Origin of the sequence: Sporichthya polymorpha DSM 43042, from assembly GCF_000384115.1 — a bacterium.
Lineage (GTDB): Bacteria > Actinomycetota > Actinomycetes > Sporichthyales > Sporichthyaceae > Sporichthya > Sporichthya polymorpha.
In genome coordinates this window covers 5463499-5490316 of the sequence record NZ_KB913029.1, presented here as the reverse complement: position 1 = coordinate 5490316, position 26818 = coordinate 5463499, and the positions used below count along the sequence as shown (strand labels likewise).

The 26818-nt window shown below is 73.4% G+C and carries 26 protein-coding genes; 14 read left to right on the top strand and 12 right to left on the bottom strand.

What is annotated here, in order from left to right; genetic code table 11:
* Positions 1–31 precede the first annotated feature (31 nt).
* From SPOPO_RS0126470 to SPOPO_RS0126435, 8 genes are all read left to right on the top strand, one after another.
* Positions 32–1420: a phosphomannomutase/phosphoglucomutase gene (locus tag SPOPO_RS0126470; protein WP_019878256.1), complete on the top strand. Its 1389-nt coding sequence runs from the start codon at positions 32–34 to the stop codon at positions 1418–1420.
* Complete coding sequence (locus SPOPO_RS0126465; RefSeq protein ID WP_019878255.1) at positions 1417–1605, top strand: Trm112 family protein; 189 nt, start codon at positions 1417–1419, stop codon at positions 1603–1605. The genes SPOPO_RS0126470 and SPOPO_RS0126465 overlap by 4 nt, the downstream gene beginning before the upstream one ends.
* Position 1606: 1 nt before the next feature.
* Positions 1607–2704 carry an SIS domain-containing protein gene (locus tag SPOPO_RS0126460; RefSeq protein WP_019878254.1) on the top strand — a complete coding sequence of 366 codons (1098 nt, stop codon included), beginning with the start codon at positions 1607–1609 and terminating at the stop codon, positions 2702–2704.
* Positions 2705–2949: 245 nt separating this feature from the next.
* Complete coding sequence (locus SPOPO_RS0126455; protein ID WP_019878253.1) at positions 2950–4392, top strand: ABC transporter substrate-binding protein; 1443 nt, start codon at positions 2950–2952, stop codon at positions 4390–4392.
* Between the two features lie 497 nt (positions 4393–4889).
* Positions 4890–5240: a MerR family transcriptional regulator gene (locus tag SPOPO_RS0126450; RefSeq protein ID WP_019878252.1), complete on the top strand. Its 351-nt coding sequence runs from the start codon at positions 4890–4892 to the stop codon at positions 5238–5240.
* Positions 5237–6703, top strand: coding sequence for an adenosylhomocysteinase (ahcY, locus tag SPOPO_RS0126445; RefSeq protein ID WP_019878251.1), 1467 nt, complete (start codon positions 5237–5239; stop codon positions 6701–6703). Before SPOPO_RS0126450 ends, ahcY begins: the two co-directional genes overlap by 4 nt.
* A gap of 34 nt (positions 6704–6737) precedes the next feature.
* A complete protein-coding gene (locus SPOPO_RS0126440; RefSeq protein WP_019878250.1) occupies positions 6738–8000 on the top strand; it encodes an adenosylhomocysteinase in 1263 nt (420 codons plus the stop codon).
* Positions 8001–8069: 69 nt separating this feature from the next.
* Positions 8070–9113: a hypothetical protein gene (locus SPOPO_RS0126435; protein WP_019878249.1), complete on the top strand. Its 1044-nt coding sequence runs from the start codon at positions 8070–8072 to the stop codon at positions 9111–9113.
* A 137-nt stretch (positions 9114–9250) separates the two neighbouring features.
* On the opposite strand, the gene SPOPO_RS0126430 is transcribed toward SPOPO_RS0126435, so the two are convergent.
* Together SPOPO_RS0126430 and SPOPO_RS31830 are read right to left on the bottom strand one after the other, a co-directional pair.
* Positions 9251–9532: a hypothetical protein gene (locus SPOPO_RS0126430; protein WP_019878248.1), complete on the bottom strand. Its 282-nt coding sequence runs from the start codon at positions 9530–9532 to the stop codon at positions 9251–9253.
* A 218-nt stretch (positions 9533–9750) separates the two neighbouring features.
* Complete coding sequence (locus tag SPOPO_RS31830; RefSeq protein WP_019878247.1) at positions 9751–10836, bottom strand: RDD family protein; 1086 nt, start codon at positions 10834–10836, stop codon at positions 9751–9753.
* Between the two features lie 18 nt (positions 10837–10854).
* Between SPOPO_RS31830 and SPOPO_RS0126420 the strand changes: the two genes are divergently transcribed.
* Positions 10855–11859, top strand: coding sequence for a stage II sporulation protein M (locus SPOPO_RS0126420; RefSeq protein ID WP_019878246.1), 1005 nt, complete (start codon positions 10855–10857; stop codon positions 11857–11859).
* Between the two features lie 91 nt (positions 11860–11950).
* Here SPOPO_RS0126420 and SPOPO_RS0126415 read toward each other — a convergent pair whose 3' ends face one another.
* The 3 genes from SPOPO_RS0126415 to SPOPO_RS35400 form a co-directional block, all read right to left on the bottom strand.
* Entirely contained in the window at positions 11951–12604 is a 654-nt protein-coding gene (locus SPOPO_RS0126415; RefSeq protein WP_019878245.1) for a hypothetical protein, read from the bottom strand.
* Between the two features lie 3 nt (positions 12605–12607).
* Positions 12608–13072 carry a hypothetical protein gene (locus tag SPOPO_RS0126410; protein ID WP_169577240.1) on the bottom strand — a complete coding sequence of 155 codons (465 nt, stop codon included), beginning with the start codon at positions 13070–13072 and terminating at the stop codon, positions 12608–12610.
* A 95-nt stretch (positions 13073–13167) separates the two neighbouring features.
* On the bottom strand, positions 13168–13674 hold the full coding sequence (locus tag SPOPO_RS35400) for a hypothetical protein (RefSeq protein ID WP_019878243.1): 507 nt from the start codon (positions 13672–13674) through the stop codon (positions 13168–13170).
* Between the two features lie 114 nt (positions 13675–13788).
* Between SPOPO_RS35400 and proS the strand changes: the two genes are divergently transcribed.
* The gene (proS, locus tag SPOPO_RS0126400) at positions 13789–15246 is read left to right on the top strand and encodes a proline--tRNA ligase (protein ID WP_019878241.1); all 1458 of its coding nucleotides are present in this window, start codon (positions 13789–13791) and stop codon (positions 15244–15246) included.
* A 75-nt stretch (positions 15247–15321) separates the two neighbouring features.
* Here the strand turns inward: proS and SPOPO_RS31820 are convergent, their stop codons facing one another.
* The 7 genes from SPOPO_RS31820 to SPOPO_RS31810 form a co-directional block, all read right to left on the bottom strand.
* A complete protein-coding gene (locus SPOPO_RS31820; RefSeq protein WP_019878239.1) occupies positions 15322–15768 on the bottom strand; it encodes a cupredoxin domain-containing protein in 447 nt (148 codons plus the stop codon).
* A 78-nt stretch (positions 15769–15846) separates the two neighbouring features.
* Positions 15847–16212 (bottom strand): hypothetical protein, encoded by a 366-nt coding sequence (locus SPOPO_RS0126390; protein WP_156870279.1) that lies wholly within the window; start codon positions 16210–16212, stop codon positions 15847–15849.
* 31 nt (positions 16213–16243) lie between these two features.
* Positions 16244–17536 (bottom strand): DUF58 domain-containing protein, encoded by a 1293-nt coding sequence (locus SPOPO_RS0126385; RefSeq protein WP_019878237.1) that lies wholly within the window; start codon positions 17534–17536, stop codon positions 16244–16246.
* 19 nt (positions 17537–17555) lie between these two features.
* Entirely contained in the window at positions 17556–18554 is a 999-nt protein-coding gene (locus tag SPOPO_RS0126380; protein WP_019878235.1) for an AAA family ATPase, read from the bottom strand.
* On the bottom strand, positions 18551–19795 hold the full coding sequence (locus tag SPOPO_RS0126375) for a DUF4350 domain-containing protein (protein WP_019878234.1): 1245 nt from the start codon (positions 19793–19795) through the stop codon (positions 18551–18553). Before SPOPO_RS0126375 ends, SPOPO_RS0126380 begins: the two co-directional genes overlap by 4 nt.
* A complete protein-coding gene (locus SPOPO_RS31815; RefSeq protein ID WP_051098464.1) occupies positions 19792–20457 on the bottom strand; it encodes a DUF4129 domain-containing protein in 666 nt (221 codons plus the stop codon). The genes SPOPO_RS0126375 and SPOPO_RS31815 overlap by 4 nt, the downstream gene beginning before the upstream one ends.
* Positions 20458–20471: 14 nt before the next feature.
* Positions 20472–21554 carry a DUF7847 domain-containing protein gene (locus SPOPO_RS31810; RefSeq protein ID WP_019878232.1) on the bottom strand — a complete coding sequence of 361 codons (1083 nt, stop codon included), beginning with the start codon at positions 21552–21554 and terminating at the stop codon, positions 20472–20474.
* A 57-nt stretch (positions 21555–21611) separates the two neighbouring features.
* On the opposite strand from SPOPO_RS31810, the gene mtnA reads away from it, so the two are divergent.
* From mtnA to SPOPO_RS0126345, 4 genes are read left to right on the top strand one after another with little or no spacing between them, the layout of a single operon-like run.
* Positions 21612–22619 carry an S-methyl-5-thioribose-1-phosphate isomerase gene (gene mtnA / locus SPOPO_RS0126360; protein ID WP_019878231.1) on the top strand — a complete coding sequence of 336 codons (1008 nt, stop codon included), beginning with the start codon at positions 21612–21614 and terminating at the stop codon, positions 22617–22619.
* Between the two features lie 59 nt (positions 22620–22678).
* Entirely contained in the window at positions 22679–23356 is a 678-nt protein-coding gene (mtrA, locus tag SPOPO_RS0126355) for an MtrAB system response regulator MtrA (protein WP_019878230.1), read from the top strand.
* Positions 23357–23360: 4 nt separating this feature from the next.
* Positions 23361–25082 carry an MtrAB system histidine kinase MtrB gene (mtrB, locus tag SPOPO_RS35395; protein ID WP_019878229.1) on the top strand — a complete coding sequence of 574 codons (1722 nt, stop codon included), beginning with the start codon at positions 23361–23363 and terminating at the stop codon, positions 25080–25082.
* Positions 25075–26793 (top strand): LpqB family beta-propeller domain-containing protein, encoded by a 1719-nt coding sequence (locus SPOPO_RS0126345; RefSeq protein WP_019878228.1) that lies wholly within the window; start codon positions 25075–25077, stop codon positions 26791–26793. The genes mtrB and SPOPO_RS0126345 overlap by 8 nt, the downstream gene beginning before the upstream one ends.
* Positions 26794–26818 lie beyond the last annotated feature (25 nt).

Sequence of the window (26818 nt, the reverse complement as noted above, 5' to 3'; positions counted from 1 at the left end):
CTCCGCCCCGGGACGTCGGTAAGGTCGGCCCGTGCCGGTCCGCGATCTCTCCGCCATCGTCAAGGCTTACGACATCCGGGGCCTGGTCCCGGAACAGTGGGACGCGGACGTCGCGACCGCCCTCGGGGCCGCGTTCGCCGAGGTCACCGCCGCCGACGGGGGGCCGATCGTCGTCGGGCGGGACATGCGCGAGACCTCGCCGGAGCTGTCCGCCGCGTTCGCCGCCGGGGTCGCCTCCCGCGGCCGGGACGTGATCGACATCGGGCTCGCGTGCACCGACGCCGTCTACTACGCCAGCGGCCGCTTCTCCTGCCCGGGCGCGATGTTCACCGCCTCGCACAACCCGGTCGGGTACAACGGCATCAAGCTCTGCCGCAGCGGGGCGCGGCCGGTCGGCCGGGACACCGGCCTCGCCGACGTCCGCCGCTTCGCCGAGGAGGGCCTGCCCGCCGCGACCGTCGCGCCGGGCACGGTCGAGAGCCGGGACGTGCTGCCGGACTACGCCGCGCACCTGCGGACCCTCGTCGACCTCTCCGGCGCCCGGCCCCTGCGCGTCGTCGTCGACGCCGGCAACGGGATGGCCGGGCACGTCGTGCCGACGGTCTTCGCGGGGCTGCCGATCGCGATCGTCCCGCTGTACTTCGAGCTCGACGGGACGTTCCCCAACCACGAGCCGAACCCGATCGAGCCGGCGAACCTGCGCGACCTGTCCGCGGCCGTCGTCTCGCACGGCGCCGACCTCGGGCTCGCCTTCGACGGCGACGCCGACCGCTGCTTCCTGGTCGACGAGCGCGGCGAGCCGGTCTCGCCGTCGACGATCTGCGCGCTGATCGCCGACCGCGAGCTCTCCCGCGAGCCGGGCGCGACGATCGTGCACAACCTGATCACCTCGAAGGCGCTGCCCGAGCTCGTCGCCGAGCGGGGCGGGACGACGGTCCGCACCCAGGTCGGGCACTCGTTCATCAAGGCGGTGATGGCCTCCCGCGGCGCGATCTTCGGCGGGGAGCACTCGGGGCACTACTACTTCCGCGAGTTCTGGTTCGCCGACTCGGGGATGCTCGCCGCCCTGCACGTCCTCGCCGCGCTGGCCGCGGCCCCGGCCGGCACGACGCTGTCGACGCTGGTCGAGTCGTACGCGCGGTACGCCGCCTCGGGCGAGCTGAACACCCGGGTCACCGACACGGCGCACGCCCTCGCGACGATCCGCAAGGAGTGGGCGGACCGGGACGGCGTCACGCTCGACGAACTCGACGGCCTGACCGTCGACCTCGGTGACGGCGCGTGGTTCAACGTGCGCCCGTCGAACACCGAGCCGCTGCTGCGTCTGAACGTCGAGGCCGCCGATCCCGCCCGGATGGCCCGGGTCCGGGACGAGGTTCTGGCCGTGATCGCGCCCTCGCGCGCGGAGGAGACCCCATGACGAACACCCTGGACCCGGCCCTGCTCGAGCTGCTGGCCTGCCCGGCGAGCCGGCACCCGCTGCGCCTCGACGAGGCCGCGGCCGAGCTCGTCTGCACCGACCCGGGCTGCGGGCTCGCGTACCCGGTCCGGGACGGCATCCCCGTGCTGCTCGTCGACGAGGCGCGCCGCCCCGGTAAGTCCTGACGTGGCCTCAGATTCGTCGTCGGCGCTGACGCCGGACCCCGCTCTCCTCGACGACGTCGCCCGGCTGCGGGCCGGCGACCCGGCGGACATGCTCGGCGCCGTCGCCTCGGCGGGCGCCCAGATTCGCGACGGCCTCGCCATGGTCGGAAACCTCGACCTCGGCCCCCGCCCGCGCGCGCTCGTGGTCGCCGGCATGGGCGGCTCCGCGGCCTCCGGTGACGTGCTCGTCGCGGTCGCCGGTCCGGCGTGCCCGATCCCGCTCGTCGTGCACCGCGGCCCCGGCCTGCCGGCCTGGGTCGGGCCGGAGGACCTCGTCGTCGGGCTGTCGTGCTCGGGCCGTACCGAGGAGACGCTCGCCGCCGTCGCCGCGGCTGTCGAGCGCAAGACGCGGCTGGTGACGATCGGCGCGCCCGGGTCGCCCCTGGAGACCGCGGGCGCCGGCGCCCCGCACCTCGCCGTGGACGCCGGTGGCCGCCAGCCGCGGGCCTCGCTGTGGTCGCTCGCGACTCCGCTGCTGCTCGTCGGCGAGGCGGTCGGCGTCACCCCCGACGCCCGGAGCCGGCTCACCGCCGCCGCGACCGTCCTCGACGCCGTCGCCGCCGTCAGCGGCCCGGGGGTCGAGACCAGCTCCAACCGGGCCAAGGAGCTCGCCCTGCACCTTGCGGGCGGGCTGCCGGTCCTGTGGGGACCGCCCGGCGTCGGCGCCACGGTGGCGAACCGGTTCGCCTGTCAGATCGCCGAGAACGCGAAGCAGCCCTCGATGCCGGGCGTGCTCTCCGAGGCCCACCACAACCAGATCGTGTCGTTCGACGGTCCGACCGCCGGCGCCGACGGTCTGCGCCTGGTCGTGCTCGCCGACGACGAGGAGCCGCCGGCGTCGGCGGCGCGCGTCGAGCAGTCCCAGATCGCGGCCGGCGAGGCGGGGGTCCCCGCGGTCCTGCTCCGCGGCAGCGGCCCGGACCTGGTGTCGCGGCTGGCCGGGCTGATCGCGCTGGTGGACTTCGCGTCGGTGTACCTGGCGCTGCTGGGTGGCGTCGACCCGACGCCGGTCGCCGCGATCGAGTCGTTGAAGGCCCGGCTGGCGCAGACGGATTCGTGAGTGCGGGCGGCGGCACCACGTCGCCCGCGCGATCGATTCGGCCGAACGGCGGATCCGGACGGCGGAGCCCCATGGCCCGGTGATCCCCGCGAACCGGGCATTTACTCCGCGTTCCGCCCCGGGCGGTGCATCACGGACTGGTCGCAGTCGCCGCGTTCACTCGGCGACGGAGGCCGAAGGGGATCACAATGAGGTCCGAGTCGCGACTGTCCGCGCTCGCCGACTTGCGCTGGGGGAGCTCCACCATGACCGTCCGTCCCGCCACCCGCCGTGCCACTGCGGCGCTGTTCACGGCGGCCGCCGTGCTGGCGACCGCCGCCTGCGGCGGTTCCGACGACGACTCCGCGAGCCCGGGGCCGACCGCCGCGCCGACGGTGACGGCCGTCCCGGTCTCCACCGAGGGCCTGCCGCCGGTCGAGCGGGGTGCCTTCCCGGTCCGGATCAAGCACACCTGGAACCAGGCCGGCACGGTCATCGAGACCGAGCCGAAGCGCGTCGTCGTCCTCGGCATGCGCGAGCAGGACTCGATGATCAGCCTCGGCCTCAAGCCGCTGACGCTGCGGAACTACTTCGGTGCCGCGCACCCGTGGCTGAACTTCCCGTGGGTGCCCGAGAGCGCCAAGCAGGGCGACTACACCGTGCTGTACCCGCCGACCCGGGACTCCAAGACCGGCAAGCTCTCCACGGTCGACGACGGGCCGGTGCTCGCCAACGGCTTCGCGCAGGCGTCGAACACCCCGGTGCGCAAGGAGGTCTTCGACTACGAGCGCATCAAGTCGATGAACCCCGACCTGATCGTCGCGATGTTCGCCGGCATCGTCCTCGAGGACTACCGCGCGCTGTCGGAGATCGCCCCGACGATCACGATGGTCTCCTCGGACAGCAAGGACTACTTCTCCTCGTGGCAGGAGGAGGTCCTCGTGCTCGGCAAGATCGTCGGTCGGCCGACCTACGCCCAGCAGCAGGTGGCCACGATGCGCCAGTTGTTCGTCGACACCGAGACCAAGCACCCCGAGCTGCGGAACGCGAGCGTCGCCGTCGCCGCTCCCGGCCCGGACGGGCAGATCCGGATCATGAACCCGTACGCGCCGATGTCGCGGTTCTTCACCTCGCTCGGCATGGAGTTCCCGGGCCGCATCGAGGCCGCGACCCGCTACACCGGCGTCTCGCGGAAGATGTACGGCATCGAGAGCACCGTCGGGAACCTGTCGTTCCTCGACAACGTGGACGTGCTCGTCTGGATCGTCGGCCACGACGGCGGCGAGGCCATGGACAAGATCAAGCGGACCTCGGCGTACCAGAACATGAAGGTCGTCCGGAACAAGAAGGTGCTCGAGCTCGGGCCGGACGAGGCCGAGGCGCTGTACTACAGCAGCCTGACCTCGCTGCCGTGGGCGATCGACCGGCTCGTGCCCCGCATCGTCGGCATCCTCGGGGACAAGGCCGCCCGCGACCGGGTCGCCGAGGAGCAGGCCGAGCGCGCCGCCGACGCCGCGGGCGACCTGAACATCAACTACGACCCGACCGCGAGCCCGACCTCGAACCCGTACCAGGACATGCTCAACGGGACCGACGCCACACCCGGCGCCGACCCGGGGGCGGACCCGGGCACGGAGGGCACCGAGGGCACGGAAGGGCCCGACGGGACCGAGGAGCAGCCCGAGACCCTGGAGACGCCGGCGCCGTAGTCGGCAGAACCGCAGGTCAGCGGCCTGCGGAGCGACTTCGTCCCAGCCGCCAAAAAAGAGGCGGCCCGGGACTTGCGGAGCGAACTTAGGTTAGGCTAACCTCGTTCTTGCAAGGCCGCCCCGGTGTCCGCAGCCACCGAGGCGCTTGCGCCAGAACCCCTCGGGGGGACGGCAGTCCGCCAGGCCGACGGTCGCGGCGGTGAGGGAATTGGACCTGTGACGATGCCGGGTCCTCGGGCGGCCCTCACCTCCTGACCGGCACGGCGGAACGTTGCAGGGCGGTTCGTTCGACACGGTGATCCCACGGGGGCATCGACGAGCGAACCGCCCTGCGCCATTCCGGACCTTGGCACAGGGCGGCATCGACGAAGGGGTGACACCCCTTGTGCAACGGGTGGGATGTAACCGGACACGGCTGTGTGAGATTAGCGGCGCGAAGCGCCCGGTCGGGTGATTGGGCGCGCGGAACCTGACACGATCCTGCTAGTCTCGCGGCGATGGACGGGCTGCCGATCGCGGAGGCTGCGAAGACCACGGGGTGGTCGGCGCGGATGCTGCGGTACGTCGAACAGCTGGGCCTGGTCGAGCCCGACCGGAGCCCGGGTGGACACCGGGTCTACGGTCCCGAGCAGCTGCAACGGCTGCGGACCCTGCGGCAGCTCCTCGCCGAGCACGACCTGGACCTGGGGGACGTGGGGCTCGCGCTGCGGCTGCGGCGCGAACCCGAGGTTCGGGCCGCGGTCGAGGGCTGGCTGGAGGAGGTCCCCACCCGTCCCGAGCACGTGCCGGCGCCGGACTGGTTGCGCTGGGAGCAGGAGAAACACCAATCCCTGATGGAGAGCAGATGAGCACCCGACCCGTCCTGAGCGCCGACGACTACAAGGTCGCGGACCTGGGCCTGGCCGAATTCGGCCGCAAGGAGATCCGCCTCGCCGAGCACGAGATGCCCGGCCTGATGGCGGTCCGCAAGGAGTTCGCCGCGGCGCAGCCGCTGGCGGGTGCCCGCATCATGGGCTCGCTGCACATGACGATCCAGACCGCGGTCCTCATCGAGACCCTGGTCGCGCTCGGCGCCGACGTGCGCTGGGTGTCCTGCAACATCTTCTCCACGCAGGACCACGCGGCCGCGGCCGTCGTCGTCGGCCCCGACGGCACGGTCGACGAGCCCCGGGGCGTCCCGGTGTTCGCCTGGAAGGGCGAGACGCTGGAGGAGTACTGGTGGTGCACCGAGACCGCGCTGCGCTGGCCGGCCGCCTCCGGCTTCGCCGGGCCGAACATGATCCTCGACGACGGTGGCGACGCCACGATGCTCGTCCACAAGGGCACCGAGTACGAGAAGACCGGCGCCGTGCCGTCGGTCGACTCGACCGACAACGAGGAGCTGAAGGTCGTCCTCGCGCTGCTGCAGCGCTCGCTGCAGGAGGACGCCACTCGCTGGACGAACATCGGCAGCGAGATCAAGGGCGTCACCGAGGAGACCACGACCGGCGTCCACCGCCTGTACGAGATGTTCCGGAACGGCTCGCTGCTGTTCCCGGCGATCAACGTCAACGACTCGGTCACCAAGAGCAAGTTCGACAACAAGTACGGCTGCCGCCACTCGGTCATCGACGGTCTGAACCGCGCGACCGACGTCCTGATCGGCGGCAAGGTCGCGGTGGTCTGCGGCTACGGCGACGTCGGCAAGGGCTGCGCGGACGCGCTGCGTGGCCAGGGGGCCCGCGTCATCGTCACCGAGATCGACCCGATCTGCGCGCTGCAGGCGGCGATGGACGGCTTCCAGGTCGCCACGCTCGAGGACGTCGTCGGCATCGCCGACATCTTCGTCACGACCACCGGCAACTTCATGATCATCACCGCCGAGCACATGGCGGCCATGAAGCACCAGGCGATCGTGTCCAACATCGGCCACTTCGACAACGAGATCGACATGGCCGGGCTGCAGCGGACTCCGGGCATTCAGCGGATCAACATCAAGCCGCAGGTCGACGAGTGGGTCTTCCCTGACGGGCACTCGATCATCGTGCTCGCCGAGGGTCGCCTGATGAACCTCGGCTGCGCCACCGGCCACCCGAGCTTCGTCATGTCGAACTCGTTCACCAACCAGGTGATCGCCCAGATCGAGCTGTTCACCAAGACCGCGGAGTACCCGCTGGGCGTCTACACCCTGCCGAAGCACCTCGACGAGAAGGTCGCCCGGCTCCACCTCGACGCCCTCGGCGTCAAGCTCACCAAGCTCACCAAGGAGCAGGCGGAGTACATCGGCGTCGACGTCGAGGGCCCGTACAAGTCGGACCACTACCGCTACTGATTCACCGTCAGTTTTGCGGTCGGTTCTGCATCAGATGTACGACGTTGCGGACCCCGAGCTCGCGGGCTCGGGGTCCGAACGCATCGACTGGGCGGCGCGGGCGATGTCCGTGCTCGCCCAGGTCGGGGAGCGGTTCGCGGCGACGCGGCCGCTGGACGGACTCGCGGTCGCGGCGTGCATGCACGTGACGGCCGAGACGGCGAACCTGGTGCGGGTGCTGTGCGCCGGGGGAGCGTCGGTCTCGCTCGCGGCGTCGAACCCGCTCTCGACGCAGGACGACACCGCGGCGGCGCTCGTCGCCGAGGGGGTCGCGGTCTTCGCGCGTCGCGGCGTCGACCGTGACGGCTACTACGCACACATCGCGGCGGCGCTCGACGCGGGCTCGGCCGCGGGCGGCCCGCACCTCGTCCTCGACGACGGCTGCGACCTCGTGACGACGCTGCACACCGCCCGCACCGACCTGATCCCCGCCGTCCGCGGCGGGACCGAGGGGACGACGACCGGCGTCATCCGGCTGCGGCAGATGGCCCGCGACAGCCGGTTGCGCGTGCCGATGGTGGCCGTCAACGACACCGGCACCCGGCGGATGTTCGACAACCGGTACGGCACCGGGCAGTCGACGCTCGACGCGATCATGCGCGTCACCAATCTGCTGCTCGCCGGCCGGACGCTCGTCGTCGCCGGGTTCGGGCCGTGTGGGCAGGGTGTCGCCGAGCGGGCGCGGGGGATGGGCGCGCACGTGCTGGTCACCGAGATCGACGCGAACGCCGCTCTGCAGGCGACGATGGAGGGCTTCACCGTCGTCCCCATGGCCGAGGCTGCGGCCCGGGGCGACGTCTTCGTCACCGCGACCGGCAACCGGGACGTCCTGCGCGCCGAGCACTTCGCGGTCATGCGCGACGGCGTCGTCCTCGCCAACGCCGGCCACTTCGACGTCGAGATCGACGTCCGCGCCCTCGCCGCCGGGGCTTCCGCCCGCCGCTCGGTCCGCGAGCAGGTCGAGGAATTCGCCCAGCCCGACGGTCGCCGCCTGCTCCTGCTGGCCTCGGGCCGGGTCGTCAACCTCGCCGCCGCCGAGGGTCACCCCGCCGCCGTCATGGACATGTCCTTCGCCGGCCAGGCCCTCACCCTCGCCTGGCTCGCCGGTGGCGCCGGCCTCGAGCCCGGCGTCCACGTCGTCCCCACCGACATCGACTCCGAGGTCGCCGCCCTCAAACTCGCCTCCCTCGGGGTGCGGCTCGACGAACCGTCACCGGAACAGGTCGCGTACCGCTCCTCCTGGGAGCAGGGCTCCTGACCCTGGACCCGGCAGGCCCCACGGCCTAGCATTACTGGGATACAGCGTCTCAAAAATTGGAGCCCGGACATGGGTGGATGGCCCGCGAGCATCCCGGCGGAGTGGGCACCGCGGCCGGAGGACGAGCTGCTGCACGAGCCGGTCGGTGATCCGGCGCTGCCGTGGAAGGAGACGTTCTTCTTCACGTTGCGCGACCCGAAGCTGAACGCAAACCTCGCGATGCACATGACGGTGAGCGCGAACCGGTCGCCGAGCACCCGGGTGAACATCGCCGCGGTACAGGGCCACCACTCCACGATGCAGGTCTGCCACGAGGACGGGATCGCGAACGCCAAGCAGATCGGGAACTCGATGTCCCGGCTCGAGATCGGTCACCTGTCCTGGGACTCCGACCACGAGCTGCGCTGGGTCGCGGACCTCGACGAGGTCTCGATCGATCTGACGATCCGGGGGAAGCACTACGCGCCGCTCTGGGACACGATGTTCGAGGGCTACTACGCCAAGGGCACCGCGGAGGACGGCCAGTTCTACGCGCACACCGAGCAGATCGTCGTAGCCGAGGGCACGCTGACCTGGAAGGCCGACGGCGTCGAGCACCCCTTCTCCGGGTTCGGCTGGCGTGACCGCGGCTGGGGTCGGCGCAAGACACAGCTGATGTGGAACACCGGCTGGGACCTGGTCGGGGGAGTGCTGCCGGACGACAGCGTCTTCTCGTTCATCGCGTTGCGCAGCCACGAACTGCCCGAGCCCGCGCCGATGCCGGTGGCCGGCTGGTGGTCCGACGCGACGACGCTGACGCCGCTGGTCGGCGGCTACTACCACAAGGAGGCCACCATGGCCCCGCGCGAGTACCGGCTCGAGTTCGACAACGGTGTGGTGCTCGAGGCCGGCGTCGTGCGACCGACCGGACGGCTCGTCACCTCACTTCACGAGCCGGACTACAACCCGCAGCTGCCGAACATCTCGCCGAGCATGATGGATTGGTACGCGCTGATGCGCGACGGCTCCGGCGCGGAGTTCGAGATCTTCACCCAGTGCGGGGTCGTGCACAAGCTCGACGTCTTCCGCGGCGCCCAGTTCATCCGCGCCGGCCACCCGCCGGTCCGCGAGTAGGGGTTAAACGACCGGACCGCCGGGGGCGGTCTCCCGGCGGTCCAGGTCGGCGCTGGCGGGCGCGCCGTGTGGCCGTGGTGGTGCTGGTGCCGTGCCGCCGGGGGGCCACACCCCGGCGGCACGGAGTCTGTTCGGGACTAGCTGGCCACGCGCGCGGTCGGGAACGTCCGCGCGACGACGGTGCGCGCCCAGCGCATCCGCAGGCAGGTGATCTCGGGGTCCTTGCCGTAGCTGGCGGCCAGCTCCTCGGCGCACTCCCGGATCTGCCCGTGGTGGCTGCGCAGGCTCTGCGAGATCGCGGCCGCGACCTTCTCGGCGTCCAGCTCGTCGGACGGCTGAAGGCTGCTGCAGAACAACACCTCGGCCAGGTCGCCCACCGTCATGTCGGACGTCACCTGCACCGTCACCTGCTCGCTCATCGTTGAGCTCCCCCGCGTCGTTCCGCGCCCTCTGGCGTGGAGTCGTGAGCGCTCAGACGCCGGGGGACGCAGATCCGATTCACCCCGCAGGCAAATTCCGGTGCGTGTCGCGGGAAATCAACCGATCGGCTGAGGGTGCATCACCCGGTCGGCGGACAATTCGGAAACTCGGGGCTGACCTGCGGATTTACGCCGTTCGGGTGACCGGCCGAGTCGGCTCAGCCCGGGGCCGCGAACGGCCCCGGCGGCGGCTCGGGGGCCGGGGGCTGGGGGGTCGGGGGCTGGGGCGGTCTCGGTGCGGCCGGCGCGGGTGCGGCCGGCGGGGGTCCGGACGGCGGGGGTCCGGCCGGGGGTGCGGCCGGCGCCGGGGGTTGCGCTCCCCAGCCCGCTTGCGGTGCGCCCCAGGTCGGCTGAGCGCCCCAGGTCGGTTGCGGGGCGCCCCAGGCGGGCGGGCCCCACGCGGGCGCGCCGGGCGCGGCCGGGCCGGGGGCGATCCCGGCGCGGGCGAGCTCGCGGTTGCGGCGCTCGGCGAGGACGGCGGACAGGACCGACACCGGGTCGGACCCGCCGGGGGCGGTGGTGCCGAGGGCGGCGAGGACCTCGTCGGCGAGCTGGCGGCTCAGGGAGACGGCGAACTCGGGGTCGAGCTCGGTCTGGCGGCTGACGACCTGACGCGCCTCGAGGGCCAGCGGGTCCGGGAGCCGCGAGACCGGCAGCGAGGCCGCCCACTGCGCCAGATGCGGCGGCATCTCGGCGGGCGGGGCCGTCGAGGAGGGCACACGCTCGCGGATCACGACCGTCCCGGCGAGCATGTCGCCGACCCGCTTGCCCTTCGCCGAGCCGAGCGAGACCAGCACTCCCACCGCGCCGACGAGGATCGGGTTGAAGTCGACGAGCACGCCGACCAGCGCCCGCGTCAGGGCGTGGCGGAAGCGGACGGGGCCGCCGTCGTCGCGCACCACCCGCAGGCCGAGGACGGCCTTGCCGGGGCTGCGGCCGCGGGAGAGCGTCTCGAACAGGACCGGGTAGCCGATCACGACGCCGACGATGCTGACCAGGACGATCGCGGCGCCGAGCGCCTCGTCGGTGTTGCCGGCCGCGACGGTGGCGAGGACGCCGATGCTGAACAGCGGGAGCGCCATCAGCACGATGTCGATAACCAGGGCCAGCGCGCGGCTGGGCACCTTCGCGAGGCGGAGTTCGAGGGCGACGGCCTCGCCGGTGACGACGTCCCGGGCGCCCGGCGGGGGAGCGGACGGAGTCGGTCCCCATCCCGGAGCGGGCCCCGGCCCCCACGCGCTCATGGTCCTAGTCTCTAGGACGTGGACATCGACGCGTTCGTCGCCGTGCATTCGCGCGACTGGGCGCGTCTCGAATCGCTGCTCACGCGCTCGTCCCGGCTGACCGGGGACGAGGCCGAGGAGGTCGTCGCGCTCTACCAGCGCACCGCGACCCACCTGTCGATCCTGCAGTCGGCGGCGCCGGACCCGGCGCTGGTCGGCCGCCTGTCCAGCCTGGTCGCGCGGGCGCGTTCGACGGTCGCCGGCGCGTCGACCCCGGCGCGGCGCGACGTCGCCGACTTCGTCCTGCGCGGCTTCCCGGCCGCGGTCTACCGCGCCACCCCGTGGTGGGCGGCCGTGTCGGCCGCGTTCCTCGTCGTCGCGGGTGTGATGGCCGCCTGGGTCGCCCGCACCCCCGAGGTGCAGGCCTCGATCGGCGCGCCCGACGAGATCGCGACGCTCACCCGTCCGGGTGGCGAGTTCGAGTCGTACTACTCGACCCACGCCGCGAGCTCGTTCGCGGCGCAGGTGTGGACGAACAACGCCTGGGTCGCCGCGATGTCCCTCGCGTTGGGGATCACGATCGTCCCCGTCCTTTTCGTGCTCTGGACGAACGCCGCGAACGTCGGCGTCGCCCTGGGGCTGATGGCCGATGCCGGGCGCCTCGACATCTTCCTCGGCCTGCTGATCCCGCACGGGCTGCTCGAGCTCACCGCGGTCTTCGTCGCCGCCGGCGCCGGCCTGCGCGTCGGGTGGACCCTGATCGACCCCGGCCCCGACCCCCGCTCCGTCGCCCTCGCCCGCGAGGGCCGCGCCGCGATGGGCATCGCGATCGGGCTCGTCGTCGTCCTGCTGATCTCGGGGATCATCGAGGCCTTCGTGACCCCGTCCGGGCTCCCGACCTGGGCCCGCATCGGCATCGGCGTCCTCGCCGAGGTGCTGTTCCTCGCCTACGTCGTCATCCTCGGGGGCCGCGCCGCCCGCGCCGGCCACACCGGCGACATCGACCCCACCGCCGCCGGCGACCTCCGCCCCGTCGCAGCCTGACGCCCGTAGTTCGCGCTTCACTCGCTGGGAACAGCCCTCACTCGCCCGACCGAGCGAGTGAGGCCTGGCTGTGGCGAGTGAAGCGCGGGGTTCAGCGGCGGCCGCGGGTCCGCAGGACGATGCCCCCGGCGATCAGGGCCACCGCAGCGATCCCGAGGGCGACGGCGGTGCTGGTCCCGGGGCCGTCGTCCTCCTCGGCGTCCGAGCTCGGGCCGAGGATCGACGGGGTGTCGGTGCTCGCCAGGCTCGGGCTCGCGGGGGCCGGGGACGCCGCGGCCGGCGCGCGGCCTCGGCCGAAGGGGAGGGTCTCGTTCGCAGCGAGGGCCCGGCTACCGCCGCAGAGGGACGCCCTCGGGAGGTCGGCGTAGGCGGAGAGGGACTCCGGCGCGTCACCGCCACGGCCGGCGAAGACGACGAACGGGCCCGGGCCGCGCAACTCCAGACCGCAGGAGGCGCCCCCGGAGTAGCTGACGACCCGTTGGGGGTCGGTGATCGAGCCCTTGTAGACGCGATCGACGGCGAAAGTGTGGATCGCCGGGTCGATGGAGGACTGCATCCGGTTGCCCGCGTTCGGCAGGTCGCGGCTGACGAGCGTGCCGGTGAAGACGGCCTCCGCGTCACGGAACGACTCGGCCTCGGTCCGCATCGCACAGCTGCAGGCGTGCGCGGTCCCCGCCCCGAGGGTGGGGACCGCGGCGCCGACGAACAGCAGGACGAGCCCGAGCCGGGCGAGGGTGCGTCGCACGGGCTACGTGATCTTGTGCGTGCCGCCGCACAGACCGATCTGCAGCGGCTTGCGGTCGGCCGCGCGGCGGGCGGCCTTCGACTTGTTCTCGGGCTCGGCGCGGGTCGCGTAGACCATGTACGTCGAGCCGACCTTGAGCCGGACGCCGCACGTCGCGCTGGAGTTCGCCGTCTCGACCAGCTGCGGGACGCGGACCTTGCCCTTGTAGGTGCGGCTGACGGAGAAGGCGTACGTCACGGTCCCGGCGCCGGTGTTGCCCGGCCCGTCCACGGTGCCGGACTTCGACTTCACCTTGCCCTTGAACACGACCTGGGCCTGCTTCTTCAACTGCTCGTCGCTGACGGGTCCGATGCACGAGCAGGCGTAGGCCGGGTTCGCGCCGAGCACCGGGGTGAGGCCGACGACCAGGCCGGTCGCGAGCACGGCCTTGCCCACGAGACGGGTCGCGTTGCGCGCGGTGGGGTTCACGGGGTCCTCCTGGGTCGGGGTGCACTCATCCTGGAGGACGCGAGCCCCGGGCAGAACGTTCATTGCTCCGGGGCTCGCTGCGAGTCGTGCGGCGTCTACTCGACGTCGCCCCCCGTCGGCGGCTGCGTGCTCTCCCCCGCGACCTGGACCAGCGTCGCGGCGTGGTCGACCACGGTCGACGTCAGCCCCTTCTGCTGGTCGGCCGGGGCCTCCTCCTCGGCCGGCGCCGCGGGCGCGGGCGGGGCCGGAGCCTCCTGGCTCGGAGCCGCGGGCGCGGGCTGGGCCGGAGCTTCCTGGGCGGGAGCCTCCTGCGCGGGAGCTTCTTGCGCGGGAGCCTCCTGCGCGGGAGCCTCGGCCGCCGGTGCTTCCTGAGCCGGAGCCTCCTCGGCGGGGGCTTCCTGCGCCGGGGCCTCCTCGGCCGGAGCGGCGTCGGCCGGCGGGGTGGCGGGCTGGGCGGGCTCGACCTCGGCGGCGGCGGGCCCGGGCTCGTCGGCGGGGGAGACGACGTGCGTCGCCGTCGCCGGGTTCACCCCCAGCGCCGGCAGCGTGCAGAACGCCAACCCGGTCGCGAGCAGTACGCGCGTGTAAGTCCCACGAGTCACAACAGCCTCCCCTGTAACAGCTAGATCGGCCCACCGTTCCCCGGAATCCGCCCGAAGTCCAGCAAATCGGGCCGGAGCGGGAACGTGTCGCCGCGGCCAGTAGCCTCAGGCCCCATGGCCAAGGGATCCGCGAAGGACGAACGGGCGGTCACGCCCCAGAGCGAGAACTTCTCCGACTGGTACAACGACGTCGTGCTGCGCGCGCAGCTCGTCGACCGCGGCCCGGCCAAGGGCACGATGGTGATCCGCCCGTACGGCTACCGGCTCTGGGAGCTGCTCCAGTCGGCCCTCGACGGCCGTATCAAGGACACCGGCCACGAGAACGCGTACTTCCCGCTGTTCATCCCCGAGAGCTACCTCAAGCGCGAGGCCGAGCACGTCGAGGGCTTCTCGCCCGAGCTCGCCGTCGTCACCCACGCCGGGGGCAAGGAGCTCGAGGAGCCCCTGGTCGTCCGGCCGACGTCCGAGACGATCATCGGCGAGATGATGGCGAAGTGGGTCTCGTCGCACCGGGATCTGCCGCTGCTGCTCAACCAGTGGGCCAACGTCGTCCGCTGGGAGTTGCGCCCCCGCATGTTCCTGCGCACGACCGAGTTCCTCTGGCAGGAGGGCCACACCGCGCACGTCGACGAGGACGACGCGATGCGCGAGACGCTACAGATGCTCGACGTCTACGTCGAGATCGCGCGCGACTGGGCCGCGATCCCGGTCGTGCCGGGGGAGAAGACCGCGGGCGAGCGCTTCGCCGGCGCCCTGCGGACCTTCACCATCGAGGGCATGATGCGCGACGGCAAGGCCCTGCAGTCGGGGACGTCGCACTACATGGGCACGAACTTCGCCAAGGCGTTCGACATCAAATATGCTGACGCTTCGTCAGGTGGCCAGCAGTACTGCCACACCACGTCCTGGGGAATGTCGACGCGCATGATCGGCGCGATCATCATGGCTCATGGCGACGACAAGGGCTTGATGCTCCCGCCGAAGCTGGCGCCCCATCAGGTCGTCATCGTCCCGATGGGCAAGGGTGATGCGGCCGGTCCGGTGCTGGAGGCCGTCGATGCCCTCGTCGCGGAGCTGAAGGCGCTGAAGGTCCGCGTCCACGTCGACGACCGGCCGCAGGTCTCGATGGGCTTCAAGTTCAACGACCACGAGATGCGGGGCGTCCCACTGCGCATCGCGATCGGTCCGCGCGACCTGGAGAACGGCGTCGCCGAGGTCGCCCGCCGCATCACCGGTGAGAAGGAGTCGCTTCCGCTCGCCGGCCTCGGCGCCGCGATCCCCGGCATCCTCGACGAGATCCAGGCGGCGATGCTCGCCCGCGCGACCGAGTTCCGCGACGCGAACATCCACTCCGTCGACACGTGGGACGCCTTCCTGGAGGCGACGAACACCGGCTGGGCCCGCGTCCTGCACTGCGGTCAGCCGTCCTGCGAGGACGACATCAAGGCCGCCAGCGCCGCCGCGACCCCGCGCTGCATCCCCAACGACGGCGAGCCGGAGGACGGCACCTGCATCCGCTGCAACGCGCCCTCCGCCTACGGCAAGCGAGTCCTCTTCGGTCGCTCCTACTGAGAGCTGCCGGAAAAGGGTGACACCCCGTACTGCGCAGTAAGGGGTGTCACCCTTTCTTGACGCCGGATCCGGCGCTCACTCGACGGTGAGCGTGCCGGTCATGCCGAAGTGATAGGTGCAGTAGTAGGGGTACTCGCCGGCCTTGTCGGGAGCGGTGATCTCGCCCTGCTCACCGGCCGTGAGGTCCCCGCTGTCGAACTCCTTGCCCTTGGTCTTCTCGTCCTTGAGGTCGTGGGTCGCCTGACCGGCGTTCCCGACCATGACCACGGCGCCCGGCTCGACGGTGAGGTTCGCCGGCGAGAACTTGTTGTCGGTCATCGTGATCATCGCGTGGTCCGAGTGGTCGCTGCTCGGGGACGCGGAGGCGTCGCTCGCACTGCCACTGGAGCTGCCGCCGACCGGCTGGTTGACCGTGTCGGGGGTGGTCGGTGACGCGGTCTCGTTGTCGTCGTCCCCGCAGGCGGCGAGCCCGACGAGCAGCACCACCGAGGCGGCGGCGGCGAGCTGGGTGCGGAAGTTCATGCTGGGCGTCCTCTCGAAGGCAGGCGCGACCCGCGGGGGCGGGTGCTCACGCCGTGTCGGCACGCATTCGCAGCGAACCTACCGCGCGGGTTGGTCCGTTCCGGTGGCCTCGGCGGCGGGGCCACCGCGGCGCCAGAGCATGCCCACGCCCGGGATACCCAGGACGGCCCGTCGAACCTCGTCGGTGACGCGTAACAGTTCGGCCACGTCCGGGCCGAGGCGGTCGACCTGCTGGAGGACCGGCATCAGACCCTCGGTGTGCTCGAGGGAGCGCTCGGCCTGGACCATCAGCGAGTCCGCGCGGTCGAGCAGCGCGTCGGCCTTCTCGACCATCGTCAGGACCTTGCGGGGGAGCCGGACGAACCCGGCCACCACCGACGCGACCTCGGCCGAGGCGGCGACGGTCGCGGAGACCACGCGGTCGGGATCCAGCGGGGGAGCCATGGCATCGAGCATTACATGCGCAGCGCCCCGGTCAGAGCTTTCCGGCCGCCTTGAGTTCCAGGTAACGGTCCGCGAGGGCGGGCGGGAGCACCTCGGGCGGGGCGTCGAGGACCTCCACGCCGCGCCGCCCGAGCAGGGCCGCGGTCCGGGCCCGCTGGCCGCGCATCCGCTCGGCGGCGGCCGCCGCGTAGACGGCGTCGACGTCGCCGCGGCCGGTGGCGAGCTCGGCGATCCGGGTGTCCGCGACGGACGCGAGCAGCACCCGGTGGCGGGCCGTCAGCGACGGCAGGACCGGCAGCAGCCCGGCCGTCACCGGCTCCGGGTCCAGCGCCGTGAGGAGGACGACGAGGGACCCGCGGCCACCCCGGCGCAGGACCTCGGACGCGAGGCCGCGCATGTCGGTCTCGACCAGCGCCGGCTCCACCGGCGCCATCGCCGAGACCAGCGCGGGCAGCAGCGCCGACCCGCTGACCCCGGCCACACTGGCCCGGACCTGCCGGTCGTAGGCGAACAGGTCGATGCGGTCCCCGGCGTGCGAGGCGAGCGCGGCCAGCAGCAGCGCGGCGTCCATCGCCGCGTCCAGCCGCGGCGCGTCGCCCACGCGGCCGGCCGACAGGCGCCCGGTGTCGAGCACGAGCAGCAGCTGCCGGTCGCGCTCGGGCCGCCAGGTCCGCACGGTGACGTCGGACGTCCGCGCCGTGGCCCGCCAGTCGATCGAGCGCACGTCGTCGCCGACGACGTACTCCCGCAGCGAGTCGAACTCCGTGCCCTGGCCGCGGACCATCACCGCGGTGCGGCCGTCCAGCGCGCGCAGCCGGTCCAGCCGCGAGGGCAGGTGGCGCCGGCTGGCGAACGGCGGCAGGACGCGGACGACGAACGGCGCGAAGTGCGCGCCCTGACGGGCCGCCAGACCGAGCGGGCCGACCGAACGCACCGTCACCCGATCGGCGGGACGATCACCCCGGCGGGTGGGGTGCAGGCGGGTCACCACGCGCCGGATCTCCCCGGGCGGGATCGAGATCTGATGCCGCGTCACCGCCGCCCCGGCGCTCGGGGGCCACGCGTCGCGCAGCACGCCGCGCACCGTCCGCGAGCCGCGGTTGGCCACGGTCAGCGTCACGTCGGTCGGTTCACCGAGCCGGACCGTGCCGGTGCCCGACCGCGTCGTCGCGAGGTCCTTCACCCGGCCCGCGAGAGCGAGGTCGAGCCCGATCGCCGCCAGCAGCGCGAGGTCCACGACGAGCACCGCGAGCGGCGTCGCGGCCGCGTACGCGACCACGGTCGCCAGGACCGCGATCAGCGCGGCGCGCCCCGTCACCGCCATCGAGCGGCTCCCGGGAGCCTCACCGCGGCACCGGCACGTTGGCCAGCACCTGGTCGAGGACGCCCTCGGTCGTCGCGCCCTCGAGCTCGGCCTCGGCGCGCAGGCCGAGGCGGTGCCGCAGCGCGGGCCGCGCGAGCGCCTTGACGTCGTCGGGGAGCACGTAGTCCCGGCCCGACAGCCAGGCCCAGGCGCGGCTGGCCGCGAGCAGCGCGGTTGCGCCACGGGGAGAGACGCCGAGCCGCACCGCGGGCGACTCCCGCGTCGCGCGGCACAGGTCGACGACGTAGGCCACGATCTCGTCCCGCACCGTCACCGACCGGGCCGCGGCCTGGGCGACGGCGATGTCGGCCGGCCCGGCGACGGGGGTCACGCCGGCCGCCTCGAGGTTGCGCGGGTCGAAGCCCGAGACGTGCCGCTGCAGCACCGAGATCTCGTCGTCGCGGCCCGGCAACGGCATGACGAGCTTGAGCAGGAACCGGTCCAGCTGGGCCTCCGGCAGGGGGTAGGTGCCCTCGTACTCGACCGGGTTCTGGGTCGCCGCGACGAGGAACGGCTCGGGCAGCGGCCGCGGGGTGCCGTCGACGGAGACCTGCCGCTCCTCCATCGCCTCCAGCAGCGAGGCCTGGGTCTTCGGCGGGGTCCGGTTGATCTCGTCGGCGAGCAGCAGGTTGGTGAACACCGGCCCGGGACGGAACGAGAACTCCGCGGTGCGCGCGTCGTAGATCAGCGACCCGGTGACGTCGCCCGGCATCAGGTCGGGGGTGAACTGCACGCGCGTCGTGCGCAGGTTCAGCGCGCGACAGAACGAGCGCACCAGCAGCGTCTTGGCGACACCCGGCACACCTTCGAGCAGCACGTGCCCGCGGCAGATCAGGGCGATCACCAGCCCGGTCACCGCGGCGTCCTGCCCGACGACGGCCTTGCCGACCTCGGCGCGCAGCGCCACCAGGGCGGCGTGCGCGCGGGCCACCTCCTCCGCGGACGGGGAGGTGGCGGCTCCGGTGAGGTTCTCAGTCACGGTGTTCCTTTCGGGGGGTGACCTTCCCGCGGTTTCCCGTCCCGCAGTTGCGCGGCCAGGGTGTCCAGGGAGTCGGCGAGGTCGACGAGAGCGGCGTCGTCGTCGGGGGCCTCGCCGTAGAGCAGTTCGCCGATCTCGGGCGAGGGGCGGCCGGTGTGCCGGGCGACGGCTTCGGTCACCGTGCGCGGGTCGGCGCCGACCGGCGGCAGGCCGAACCGCGGCGCGATCGACCGGACGGCGGCGTCGCGCAACGACGTCGCGGCCCGGTGCCGCGCCTCGGCGCGTCGGTAGAGGCGTGCCAGACCTTCGGTGGCCTCCGCGGCGCGCACGACGACCGGCAGCGGCTCCGCGACCACCGGTCCGAGCCGCCGCGCGCGCCAGGCGGCGACGACCAACGCGGCGATCGCGAGCTGCAGCAGCGCGACCTTCACCGAGTCCGGCAGCAGGACGTGCAGCGGCTTCGACCCGCCTTCGAGCGCCGGGTCGTCCAGCGACGGGCGGAACCACACGAGATCGGCGCGCTCGCCGAGCAGGCCCAGGGCCAGGGCGGCGTTGCCGTCGGAGTCCAGACGGTCGTTGGTGAGGAAGTTCCCGGCGCCGAGCGCGGTGACCCGGCCCTCCCGGGCCAGGGGAGCGGACGGGATGCGCTCCTGCTCGGCGCGCGGGTAGCAGAGCACCGCGGGTGGGGCGTCCGGGCGGGGTGCGAAGCGGCCGTACTCGACGCCGCCGACCTCGGCCCGCCCGGCCCGCTGCGCGGGCGGGAGTGTGCACCCGGGGTCGCGGTCCTCGACGTCGTCCTTGACCAGCGGCACCAGGTCCGAGCCGACCGCCTCCAGCGCGGCGCTCGTCGGCTGCACGAGCACGACCCCGGCCGCGTCGGTGGTCACGGCGGTCAGCCGGTCGGGCGGCAGCAGCGCCGGGTGGGTGACGAGGACGGTCGCGCCCTCGGCGGCGGCGCGGGCTTCCGCGACGGTCCGCGCGACGTGGACCGTCACGCCCTCGTCGCGCAGCAGCGCCACGATCGCCCGGCTGCCCGCCGGCTCGTAGGACTCCGCGTCGAGTTCGCCCGTCGCCCCGCGGCCGGCGAGCACCGCCAGCCCGACGCTGACCAGCAGCAGGACGGTGACCGCGAGAACCGGAACCCGCACCGACTGCCAGACCGTCCGCGCGCCCGGGGCGGCGGACGTGGTCTCCGGGGTACTCGCCGGCGCGGCGGTCTCGACGGTCGCGGTGTCGCTCATGACCCGCTCCCCGGCGCGACCCAGGTGTCCGGGGCGGTGGCGGCCGTCGCCGTCGGCCGGGCGGCCCGGGCGGCGCGGTCGGCGTCGGCGACGGTGTCGTGGCCGGGCACGGTCGCGGTCCGGCCGCCGTAGCGGACCTCGTCGAAGACCCGGGCCGCGGCGCGCAGCGGCGCGGCGCAGCCGGGCAGCAGGCGCCCGCCCTCCTCGGCGGCCTCGTTGGCGGTCCGGCCCGGTCGCGGGTCGAGCAGACCGCGTTCCTCCAGGCCACGGACCAGGGCGCGGAACCGCTCGGTCACCGCACCCGTGAGGTCGCCGGCCGCGAGGGCGCGGTCGGCCTCGACGTGGTGCTCGGCCGCGGTGAGCACCGTCGTCCCGAAGACCTCGGCGGTGCGCCGGCCCGGCGTCGTGAGCTTGCCGAGGCGGCTCCGCAGGCCCCACAGCGCGAGCAGGATCAGCGCGGAGAGGAGCACCAGCGACCAGCGGCCACCGGGGGCGTTCTCCGCAGTGCGGTCGAACAGGTCGCCGAGCCGGTCGAGGATCTCGTCGGTGATCCGTTCGAACAGCGTGGGCTGCTGGCTGCGGTAGGTCGGGTCGGAGAGCTCCCGCTCGGCGGCCTCCCGGGCCGTGGCGGGGTCGGGCACCACCGGGACCGCGGCAGCCACACCGGCGATCCCGCTCACGCGCGCGGCCCGGCGGCGGCCCGGGTCGACCGGACCAGCGTGATGTCGAGTGCCTCCCGGCGCATCCGCAGGTCGATGTAGAGCAGCGCCGCGACCCCCGCGGTGAACGGGTAGGTGATGGTCCCGGCGATCGAGGTCCCGATCGTCGTCAGGACGTAGAACCACACGCCCGGCGCCTCGTTGCCGTCGAGGTCGAAGCCGGTGAGGACGGCACCGAAGGTGAACGGCGTCTGGATGATGCCGCCGAGGATCGTCGACACGACCGTCGAGAGCAGCAGCACACCGAACACGCGCCACCAGCTGCGCCGCACCAGGCCGGCCGAGCGGCGCATCGCGCCCGCGATCCCGGTGCGCTCCAGCACGAGCGCAGGGGCCGCGACCCCGAGCCGCACCCACAGCCAGACGGCGGTCGGGACCGCGATCAACTCCCCGACCAGGGCGGTGGCGATGATCGCGGGCGTCGGCGCGTCCGCCACGGCGACCGCGATCGTGATCAGGAGCGGGATGCCGATCACCACGCCCATCAGCAGCATGATCAGCACCGACAGCCAGATCAGCTTCCAGAGGTGGGGGCGCACCGCCGCCCACGCCTGAGCGGGCGTCACATCCTGGCCGAGGACGGCGCGGCTGACGATGAACACCAGGATCCCGAGCAGCACCATCTGTGCGAGCTGCCCGATGACGACCGTGACGACCTGCGCGACGTTCGCCGCCGCGCTCGGCTCACTCTCCGGCCCGGTGATCTCGCCGCCCGAGATGCCGGAGGTGTTCCGGTACAGCAGGAACAGCGCGCCGGCCTGCAGCAGCGAGACGACGGTGACGACCGCCGCCGACAGCCCGAGCTGAAGCTTCCAGTGCCGGCGCATCGTCGAGATCGCGCCGTCGATGATCTCCCCGACCCCGAGCGGCCGCAGCGGCACGACACCGGGGCGAACCTCGGGGGGTCGCGTCCCGTAGCCCGGGCCGTAGCCCGGGCCGGGGTAGGTCGCGGTGGGGGCCGGGGCGGACCAGCCTCCCGCGGCGGGCGCCGGTCCACCCCCGGGCGCGGGCGAGGACCAGCCCGGCGGATCGCTGGTCATCGTCCTCCTCCCGGGCCCGTCGGTCTGGCAGTGATCATCGTGTCAGGATCGGGGCCCATGAGCGCCCCCGCCCCGCTCCGCTTCGACGCCGCCGCCCCCGCGGTCGTGCTGCTCGACCAGACCCGCCTGCCGACCGCCGAGGTCGAGCGGGTCTGCGCCGACGTGCCCGCGCTGGTCACCGCGATCCAGGAGCTCGCCGTCCGCGGCGCGCCGCTGCTCGGGATCGCCGGCGGCTACGGCGTCGCGCTGGCCGCCGCCCGCGGCGAGGACGTCCCCGCCGCCGCCGAGGCGCTCGCCACCGCCCGGCCCACGGCGGTGAACCTGGCGACCGGCGTCGCCCGCGTCCTCGCGGCCTGGGACGCCGGGGGCCGGACCCCGGCGGCCGCGCTGGCCGCGGCCGAGGCCCTCGACGCCGAGGAGGCGGACGCGAGCGCCGGAATGGCCGAGCACGGACTGACGCTCGTCCCGGACCAGGCGCGCATCCTGACCCACTGCAACACGGGCGCCCTCGCGGTCGGGGGGTCCGGCAGCGCGTTCGCGGTCGCCCTCGCCGCCCACCGCGCCGGCCGGCTCGCGCACCTGTGGGTCGACGAGACCCGCCCGCTGCTCCAGGGCTCCCGCCTGACCGCCTACGAGGCGCGGCGGCACGGCCTCCCGCACAGCGTCCTGCCCGATTCCGCGGCGGCGGCGCTGATGGCGTCCGGCCGGGTCGACCTGGTGATCACCGGCGCGGACCGGGTCGCCGCCGACGGGTCGGTCGCGAACAAGGTCGGCACGTACTCGCTGGCCGTCCTCGCGGCCCACCACGGCGTCCCCTTCGTCGTGGTCGCCCCGCGGACCACCGTCGACCTGGCCACCGCGGACGGCGCCGGCATCCCCGTCGAGCAGCGCGCGGCCGAGGAGGTCACCCACCACGCGGGGACGGCCGTGGCCCCGCCGGGGACCGCCGCGTTCAACCCGGCCTTCGACGTCACGCCCCCGGACCTGGTCACCGCGCTGGTCACCGAGGTCGGCGTGGTGAGCCCGGTCAACCGGGACGGCCTGGCGCGCGTCATGGAGACATGAGGACGCAGGCGCGCGCGCTGACCAGCGCAAAACCCAGGCTCGGGTGCAACGATGGGCGCATGAAAGGTCGCGTACTGGTCGTGGACGACGACACGGCCCTGGCGGAGATGCTCACGATCGTCCTGCGCAGCGAGGGCTTCGAGCCCCACGTGTGCGGCGACGGGGACCAGGCGCTCGCCGCATTCCGCGAGTTCAAGCCGGACCTGGTCCTGCTCGACCTCATGCTGCCGGGGCGCGACGGGATCGACGTCTGCCGCGCCCTGCGCGCGGAGTCGGGCGTCCCGATCGTGATGCTGACGGCGAAGACCGACACCGTGGACGTGGTGCTCGGGCTGGAGTCCGGGGCCGACGACTACGTCGTCAAGCCGTTCAAACCCAAGGAGCTGGTCGCCCGCGTGCGGGCGCGCCTGCGCCGCCAGGAGGACCCGACGCCGGCCTCGCTGACGATCGCCGACCTCGAGATCGACGTCGCCGGGCACTCGGTCAAGCGCAACGGCCAGCCGATCGCGCTGACCCCCCTCGAGTTCGACCTCCTCGTCGCCCTGGCCCGCAAGCCGTGGCAGGTCTTCACCCGCGAGGTGCTCCTGGAGCAGGTGTGGGGCTACCGCCACGCCGCCGACACCCGCCTGGTGAACGTGCACGTGCAGCGCCTCCGCTCGAAGATCGAGCACGACCCGGAGCACCCGGAGATCGTCGTCACCGTCCGTGGCGTGGGGTACAAGGCCGGGCCTGCGTAGCGACATGTACGGGACGGCCGCGGCGGCCGGAGCTCTGCGACGGATCTGGGCCGGCGTCCGCCTGGGGATCCGCCGGGTGCTGCGCGCCTGGCGCCGCTCCCTGCTGTTCCGGGTCGTGGCGGGGACGCTCGTCCTCTCGGTGCTGGTGCTCGTCCTCGTCGGGCAGCTGGTCCTCACCGGCGTCCGCGACGGTCTCGTCGACGCGAAGGTCGCGACCTCGCTCGCCCGCGCCGAGGTCGGCTTCGAGAGCGCCCGCACACAGCTGACCAGCGAGCAGGCGAGCTCGGCCGACGTCGGGCAGCTGCTCACCCAGGTCGTCACCGACCTGCGCAACCAGGCGGGGCGCACCGACCTCTACGAGATCGTCCTGATGCCCCCGCCCGCGACCGACACCTCGACCCCGGCCGGGCGTGGCCTGCGGACTACGAACATCAACGTGAACACGATCCCCGACGAGCTGGTCCAGGCGCTGTCCGAGCGCCCGGAGCAGACGATCTCCCGCTTCGTCGCGCTCTGCTACGGCGAGCCGGGGGAGCCGTGCCCGGAGCCCGGCCGCGACGCCGGGCCGGGTCTCGCGGTCGGCAAGCAGCTGCGCCTGGGCACCGGGTCGTACCAGCTGTACTTCGTCTTCCCGCTCACCGAGGAGGCCGAGACGATCAGCCTCGTCCGCGGCCGCCTCATCCTCGGCGGCGCGGCGATGACGCTGCTGCTGGCCGCGATCGCCTACCTCGTCGCGCGGAGCGTCGTGCGGCCGGTGCAGTCGGCCGCGAAGGTCGCCGAGCGCCTGGCGGCCGGTCGTCTGGCCGAGCGGATGACCGAGAAGGGCGAGGACGAGCTCGCCCGCCTCGCGTCCTCGTTCAACGAGATGGCCTCCGCGCTCGCCCGGCAGATCCGTCAGCTCGAGGACCTCTCCCGCCTCCAGCGCCGCTTCGTCTCCGACGTCTCGCACGAGCTGCGGACGCCGCTGACGACGATCCGCATGGCCGCGGACGTCCTGCACTCCGCGCGGGAGGACTTCGCGCCGCCCGTCGCCCGGTCGGCGGAACTGATGCACACTCAGGTCGAGCGGTTCGAGGCGATGCTCACGGAGCTGCTGGAGATCAGCCGCTTCGACGCCGGGGCCGCGGTGCTCGAACCCGACCCGGTCGACCTGCGCGACGTGGTGCGCCGTGTCGTCGAGGCCGTCGAGCCGATCGCCACCGAGCAGTACTCGACGCGTTTCCGCCTCGACCTGCCCGACACCGAGTGCATCGCCGAGGTCGACACCCGCCGGATCGAGCGCATCGTCCGCAACCTGCTCTTCAACGCGCTCGAGCACGGGGAGGGGCGCGACGTCCTCGTCCGGGTCGCGGCCGACGAGACCGCCGTCGCGCTCGCGGTGCGCGACTACGGCGTCGGGCTGCGGCCGGGGGAGGCGTCGCTCGCGTTCAACCGCTTCTGGCGGGCCGACCCGTCACGGGCGCGGCGCAGCGGCGGCACCGGGCTCGGACTGTCGATCTCCCGCGAGGACGCGCGGCTGCACGGCGGCTGGCTGCAGGCGTGGGGCGAGCCGCGCGCCGGCGCGCAGTTCCGGCTGACCGTCCCGCGTATCGCCGGGACCGTGCTCACCACCTCGCCACTGCCCCTCGAACCGCCGGACCGGCACGTCGTCCCGCCGCTGTCCCCGGCCCCCGGGGCCGAGACCGGCGAGGACCTCCAGCGCGCGGGGAGGGGGCCGGATGTCTGAGTTCCGCCGCCGCTTCGCGCTGCCGGCATTCGTTGCCGCGAGCGCCCTCGCGGTCGTCGCCGGGTGTGCGTCGATCCCGACGTCCGGCGACCCGCAGATCGTCAAGGCCGAGGGCGCGCCCGCGCAGTCCGACGCCGAGGTGCGCGTGATCGCGCAGGGCCCGCGGTCGGGGGACAGCCCGATCTCGATCGTGTCGGGCTTCCTCGAGGCGTCCGGCACGACCGAGGAGGGTTTCGCCACCGCACGCAAGTTCCTCACCCCGGCCAGTTCGACGCGGTGGGACGCGCGCGGCATCACCGTCTACGACCAGGCCCGGTTCTCCCTCGGCGAGCGCAGCGGGGACCGCGTCGTGCTGAGCACCGTCGCCGTCGGACGCGTCGACGACCAGGGCGTGTACACCCCGGAGCCGGGGGAGCGCAGCGTCTCGATCACGTTCCAGCTCGTCCGCTCGGGCGGCGACTGGCGCATCGACGAACCGCCGAGCGGGCTGCTGGTGTCGCGACAGGACTTCGAGCGCGAGTACCTCAAGGTCGACAACTACTTCGTCGCGCGCCCGCCGCGCACGTCGGTCCTCGTGCCCGACCCGATCTACCTCCCGCGCGCCTCCACCTCGCCCACCGCGCGGCTGGAGGCGTTGCTGCGCGGCCCGTCCCGGTGGCTGGACACGGTCGCCATGACCGCGCTGCCGACCGATGCCGCGCTCGCCGAACCGATCAACGTCCTCTCCGGCGTCGCGCTCGTGCGCCTGACGCCGGAGTCGGTGCCGATCGAAGGTGTCCAGCGAGATCTGATGCTGGCTCAGATCGTGCAGACACTGATGCAGGACCCCGAGGTCTCGCAGGTCGAGGTGCGCGCCCTGGAACAGCCGCCGCTCTCGTTCGGTGGGGCCGGCAACCCGGTGCTGCGGCGCGCGGACGTCGTCCCGTACCTGCCCGCCGATCAGCGCCCGCCGCCCGCGCCGGCGTACTTCGTCCGGGACGGCGCGGCCTACCTCTCCGGCGAGCAGATGGTGCAGGGTCCGATTGCCGCCGAGACCGAGCTCGCGGAGATCGCCGTCTCGCCCGGCGGTGGCCTCATCGCGGGCGTCTCGACCGACCGCACGACGCTCGTGACCGGCCGCGCCGACGACCCCAAGCGCCTGGTCTCGCGCGCGAAGGGGACGAACCTGCGCTCGCTCTCCTTCGACGGCGACGGCAACCTCTGGGTGGTCTCCGGCGAGGGCAGCGGCACCGCGGTGCTCCGCTACCCGCCGAGCGGCCCGCCGCAGCGCGTCCGCGTCGACGGCTTCGAACCGCGGCAGATCCTGCGTCTGCGCGTGGCCGCCGACGGCGTCCGGCTCGCGCTGGTCCTGGACACCGTGCGCGGGACGCAGGTGTACGTCGCCCAGTCCACCGAGGACACCGACGGGCTCGAGATCGCCGGTCCCCGACGGATGGCGGGCCAACTGACCGGCCTGCGCTCGGTGGACTGGATGGACTCCGGCCGCCTCGTCGTCCTCGGCTCCCTCCCCGACGGGCAGCTCCAGCCGTTCGAGGTCCAGCTCGGCGGCCCCGTCCGCGCCCTCGCCGGCACCCTGCCCGGCGTCACCGAGATCTCCGCCGCCTACGGCCAGCCGCTGATGGCCGCGACGAAGAAGCAGATCTACCGCCTCCGCGAGGACGGCGCCTGGCTCCCTGAGGGCCTCGGCACCGCCGTCACCTACCCCGGCTGAGCCCCCGCCCCCGAACAAGGGGTGT

What these genes read in the sequence shown, in the direction of transcription:
- mtrB (WP_019878229.1), top strand. Translation starts at nt 23,361, where the DNA reads ATGTACGGGACGGCCGCGGCGGCCGGAGCTCTGCGACGGATCTGGGCC.
- ahcY (WP_019878251.1), top strand. Translation starts at nt 5,237, where the DNA reads ATGAGCACCCGACCCGTCCTGAGCGCCGACGACTACAAGGTCGCGGAC.
- SPOPO_RS0126435 (WP_019878249.1), top strand. Translation starts at nt 8,070, where the DNA reads ATGGGTGGATGGCCCGCGAGCATCCCGGCGGAGTGGGCACCGCGGCCG.
- SPOPO_RS0126390 (WP_156870279.1), bottom strand. Translation starts at nt 16,212, where the DNA reads ATGGCTCCCCCGCTGGATCCCGACCGCGTGGTCTCCGCGACCGTCGCC.
- SPOPO_RS0126465 (WP_019878255.1), top strand. Translation starts at nt 1,417, where the DNA reads ATGACGAACACCCTGGACCCGGCCCTGCTCGAGCTGCTGGCCTGCCCG.
- SPOPO_RS0126430 (WP_019878248.1), bottom strand. Translation starts at nt 9,532, where the DNA reads ATGAGCGAGCAGGTGACGGTGCAGGTGACGTCCGACATGACGGTGGGC.
- SPOPO_RS0126345 (WP_019878228.1), top strand. Translation starts at nt 25,075, where the DNA reads ATGTCTGAGTTCCGCCGCCGCTTCGCGCTGCCGGCATTCGTTGCCGCG.
- mtrA (WP_019878230.1), top strand. Translation starts at nt 22,679, where the DNA reads ATGAAAGGTCGCGTACTGGTCGTGGACGACGACACGGCCCTGGCGGAG.
- SPOPO_RS0126450 (WP_019878252.1), top strand. Translation starts at nt 4,890, where the DNA reads ATGGACGGGCTGCCGATCGCGGAGGCTGCGAAGACCACGGGGTGGTCG.
- mtnA (WP_019878231.1), top strand. Translation starts at nt 21,612, where the DNA reads ATGAGCGCCCCCGCCCCGCTCCGCTTCGACGCCGCCGCCCCCGCGGTC.
- SPOPO_RS0126455 (WP_019878253.1), top strand. Translation starts at nt 2,950, where the DNA reads ATGACCGTCCGTCCCGCCACCCGCCGTGCCACTGCGGCGCTGTTCACG.
- SPOPO_RS31820 (WP_019878239.1), bottom strand. Translation starts at nt 15,768, where the DNA reads ATGAACTTCCGCACCCAGCTCGCCGCCGCCGCCTCGGTGGTGCTGCTC.
- SPOPO_RS0126440 (WP_019878250.1), top strand. Translation starts at nt 6,738, where the DNA reads ATGTACGACGTTGCGGACCCCGAGCTCGCGGGCTCGGGGTCCGAACGC.
- SPOPO_RS0126385 (WP_019878237.1), bottom strand. Translation starts at nt 17,536, where the DNA reads ATGGCGGTGACGGGGCGCGCCGCGCTGATCGCGGTCCTGGCGACCGTG.
- SPOPO_RS31830 (WP_019878247.1), bottom strand. Translation starts at nt 10,836, where the DNA reads ATGAGCGCGTGGGGGCCGGGGCCCGCTCCGGGATGGGGACCGACTCCG.
- proS (WP_019878241.1), top strand. Translation starts at nt 13,789, where the DNA reads ATGGCCAAGGGATCCGCGAAGGACGAACGGGCGGTCACGCCCCAGAGC.
- SPOPO_RS0126375 (WP_019878234.1), bottom strand. Translation starts at nt 19,795, where the DNA reads ATGAGCGACACCGCGACCGTCGAGACCGCCGCGCCGGCGAGTACCCCG.
- SPOPO_RS31810 (WP_019878232.1), bottom strand. Translation starts at nt 21,554, where the DNA reads ATGACCAGCGATCCGCCGGGCTGGTCCTCGCCCGCGCCCGGGGGTGGA.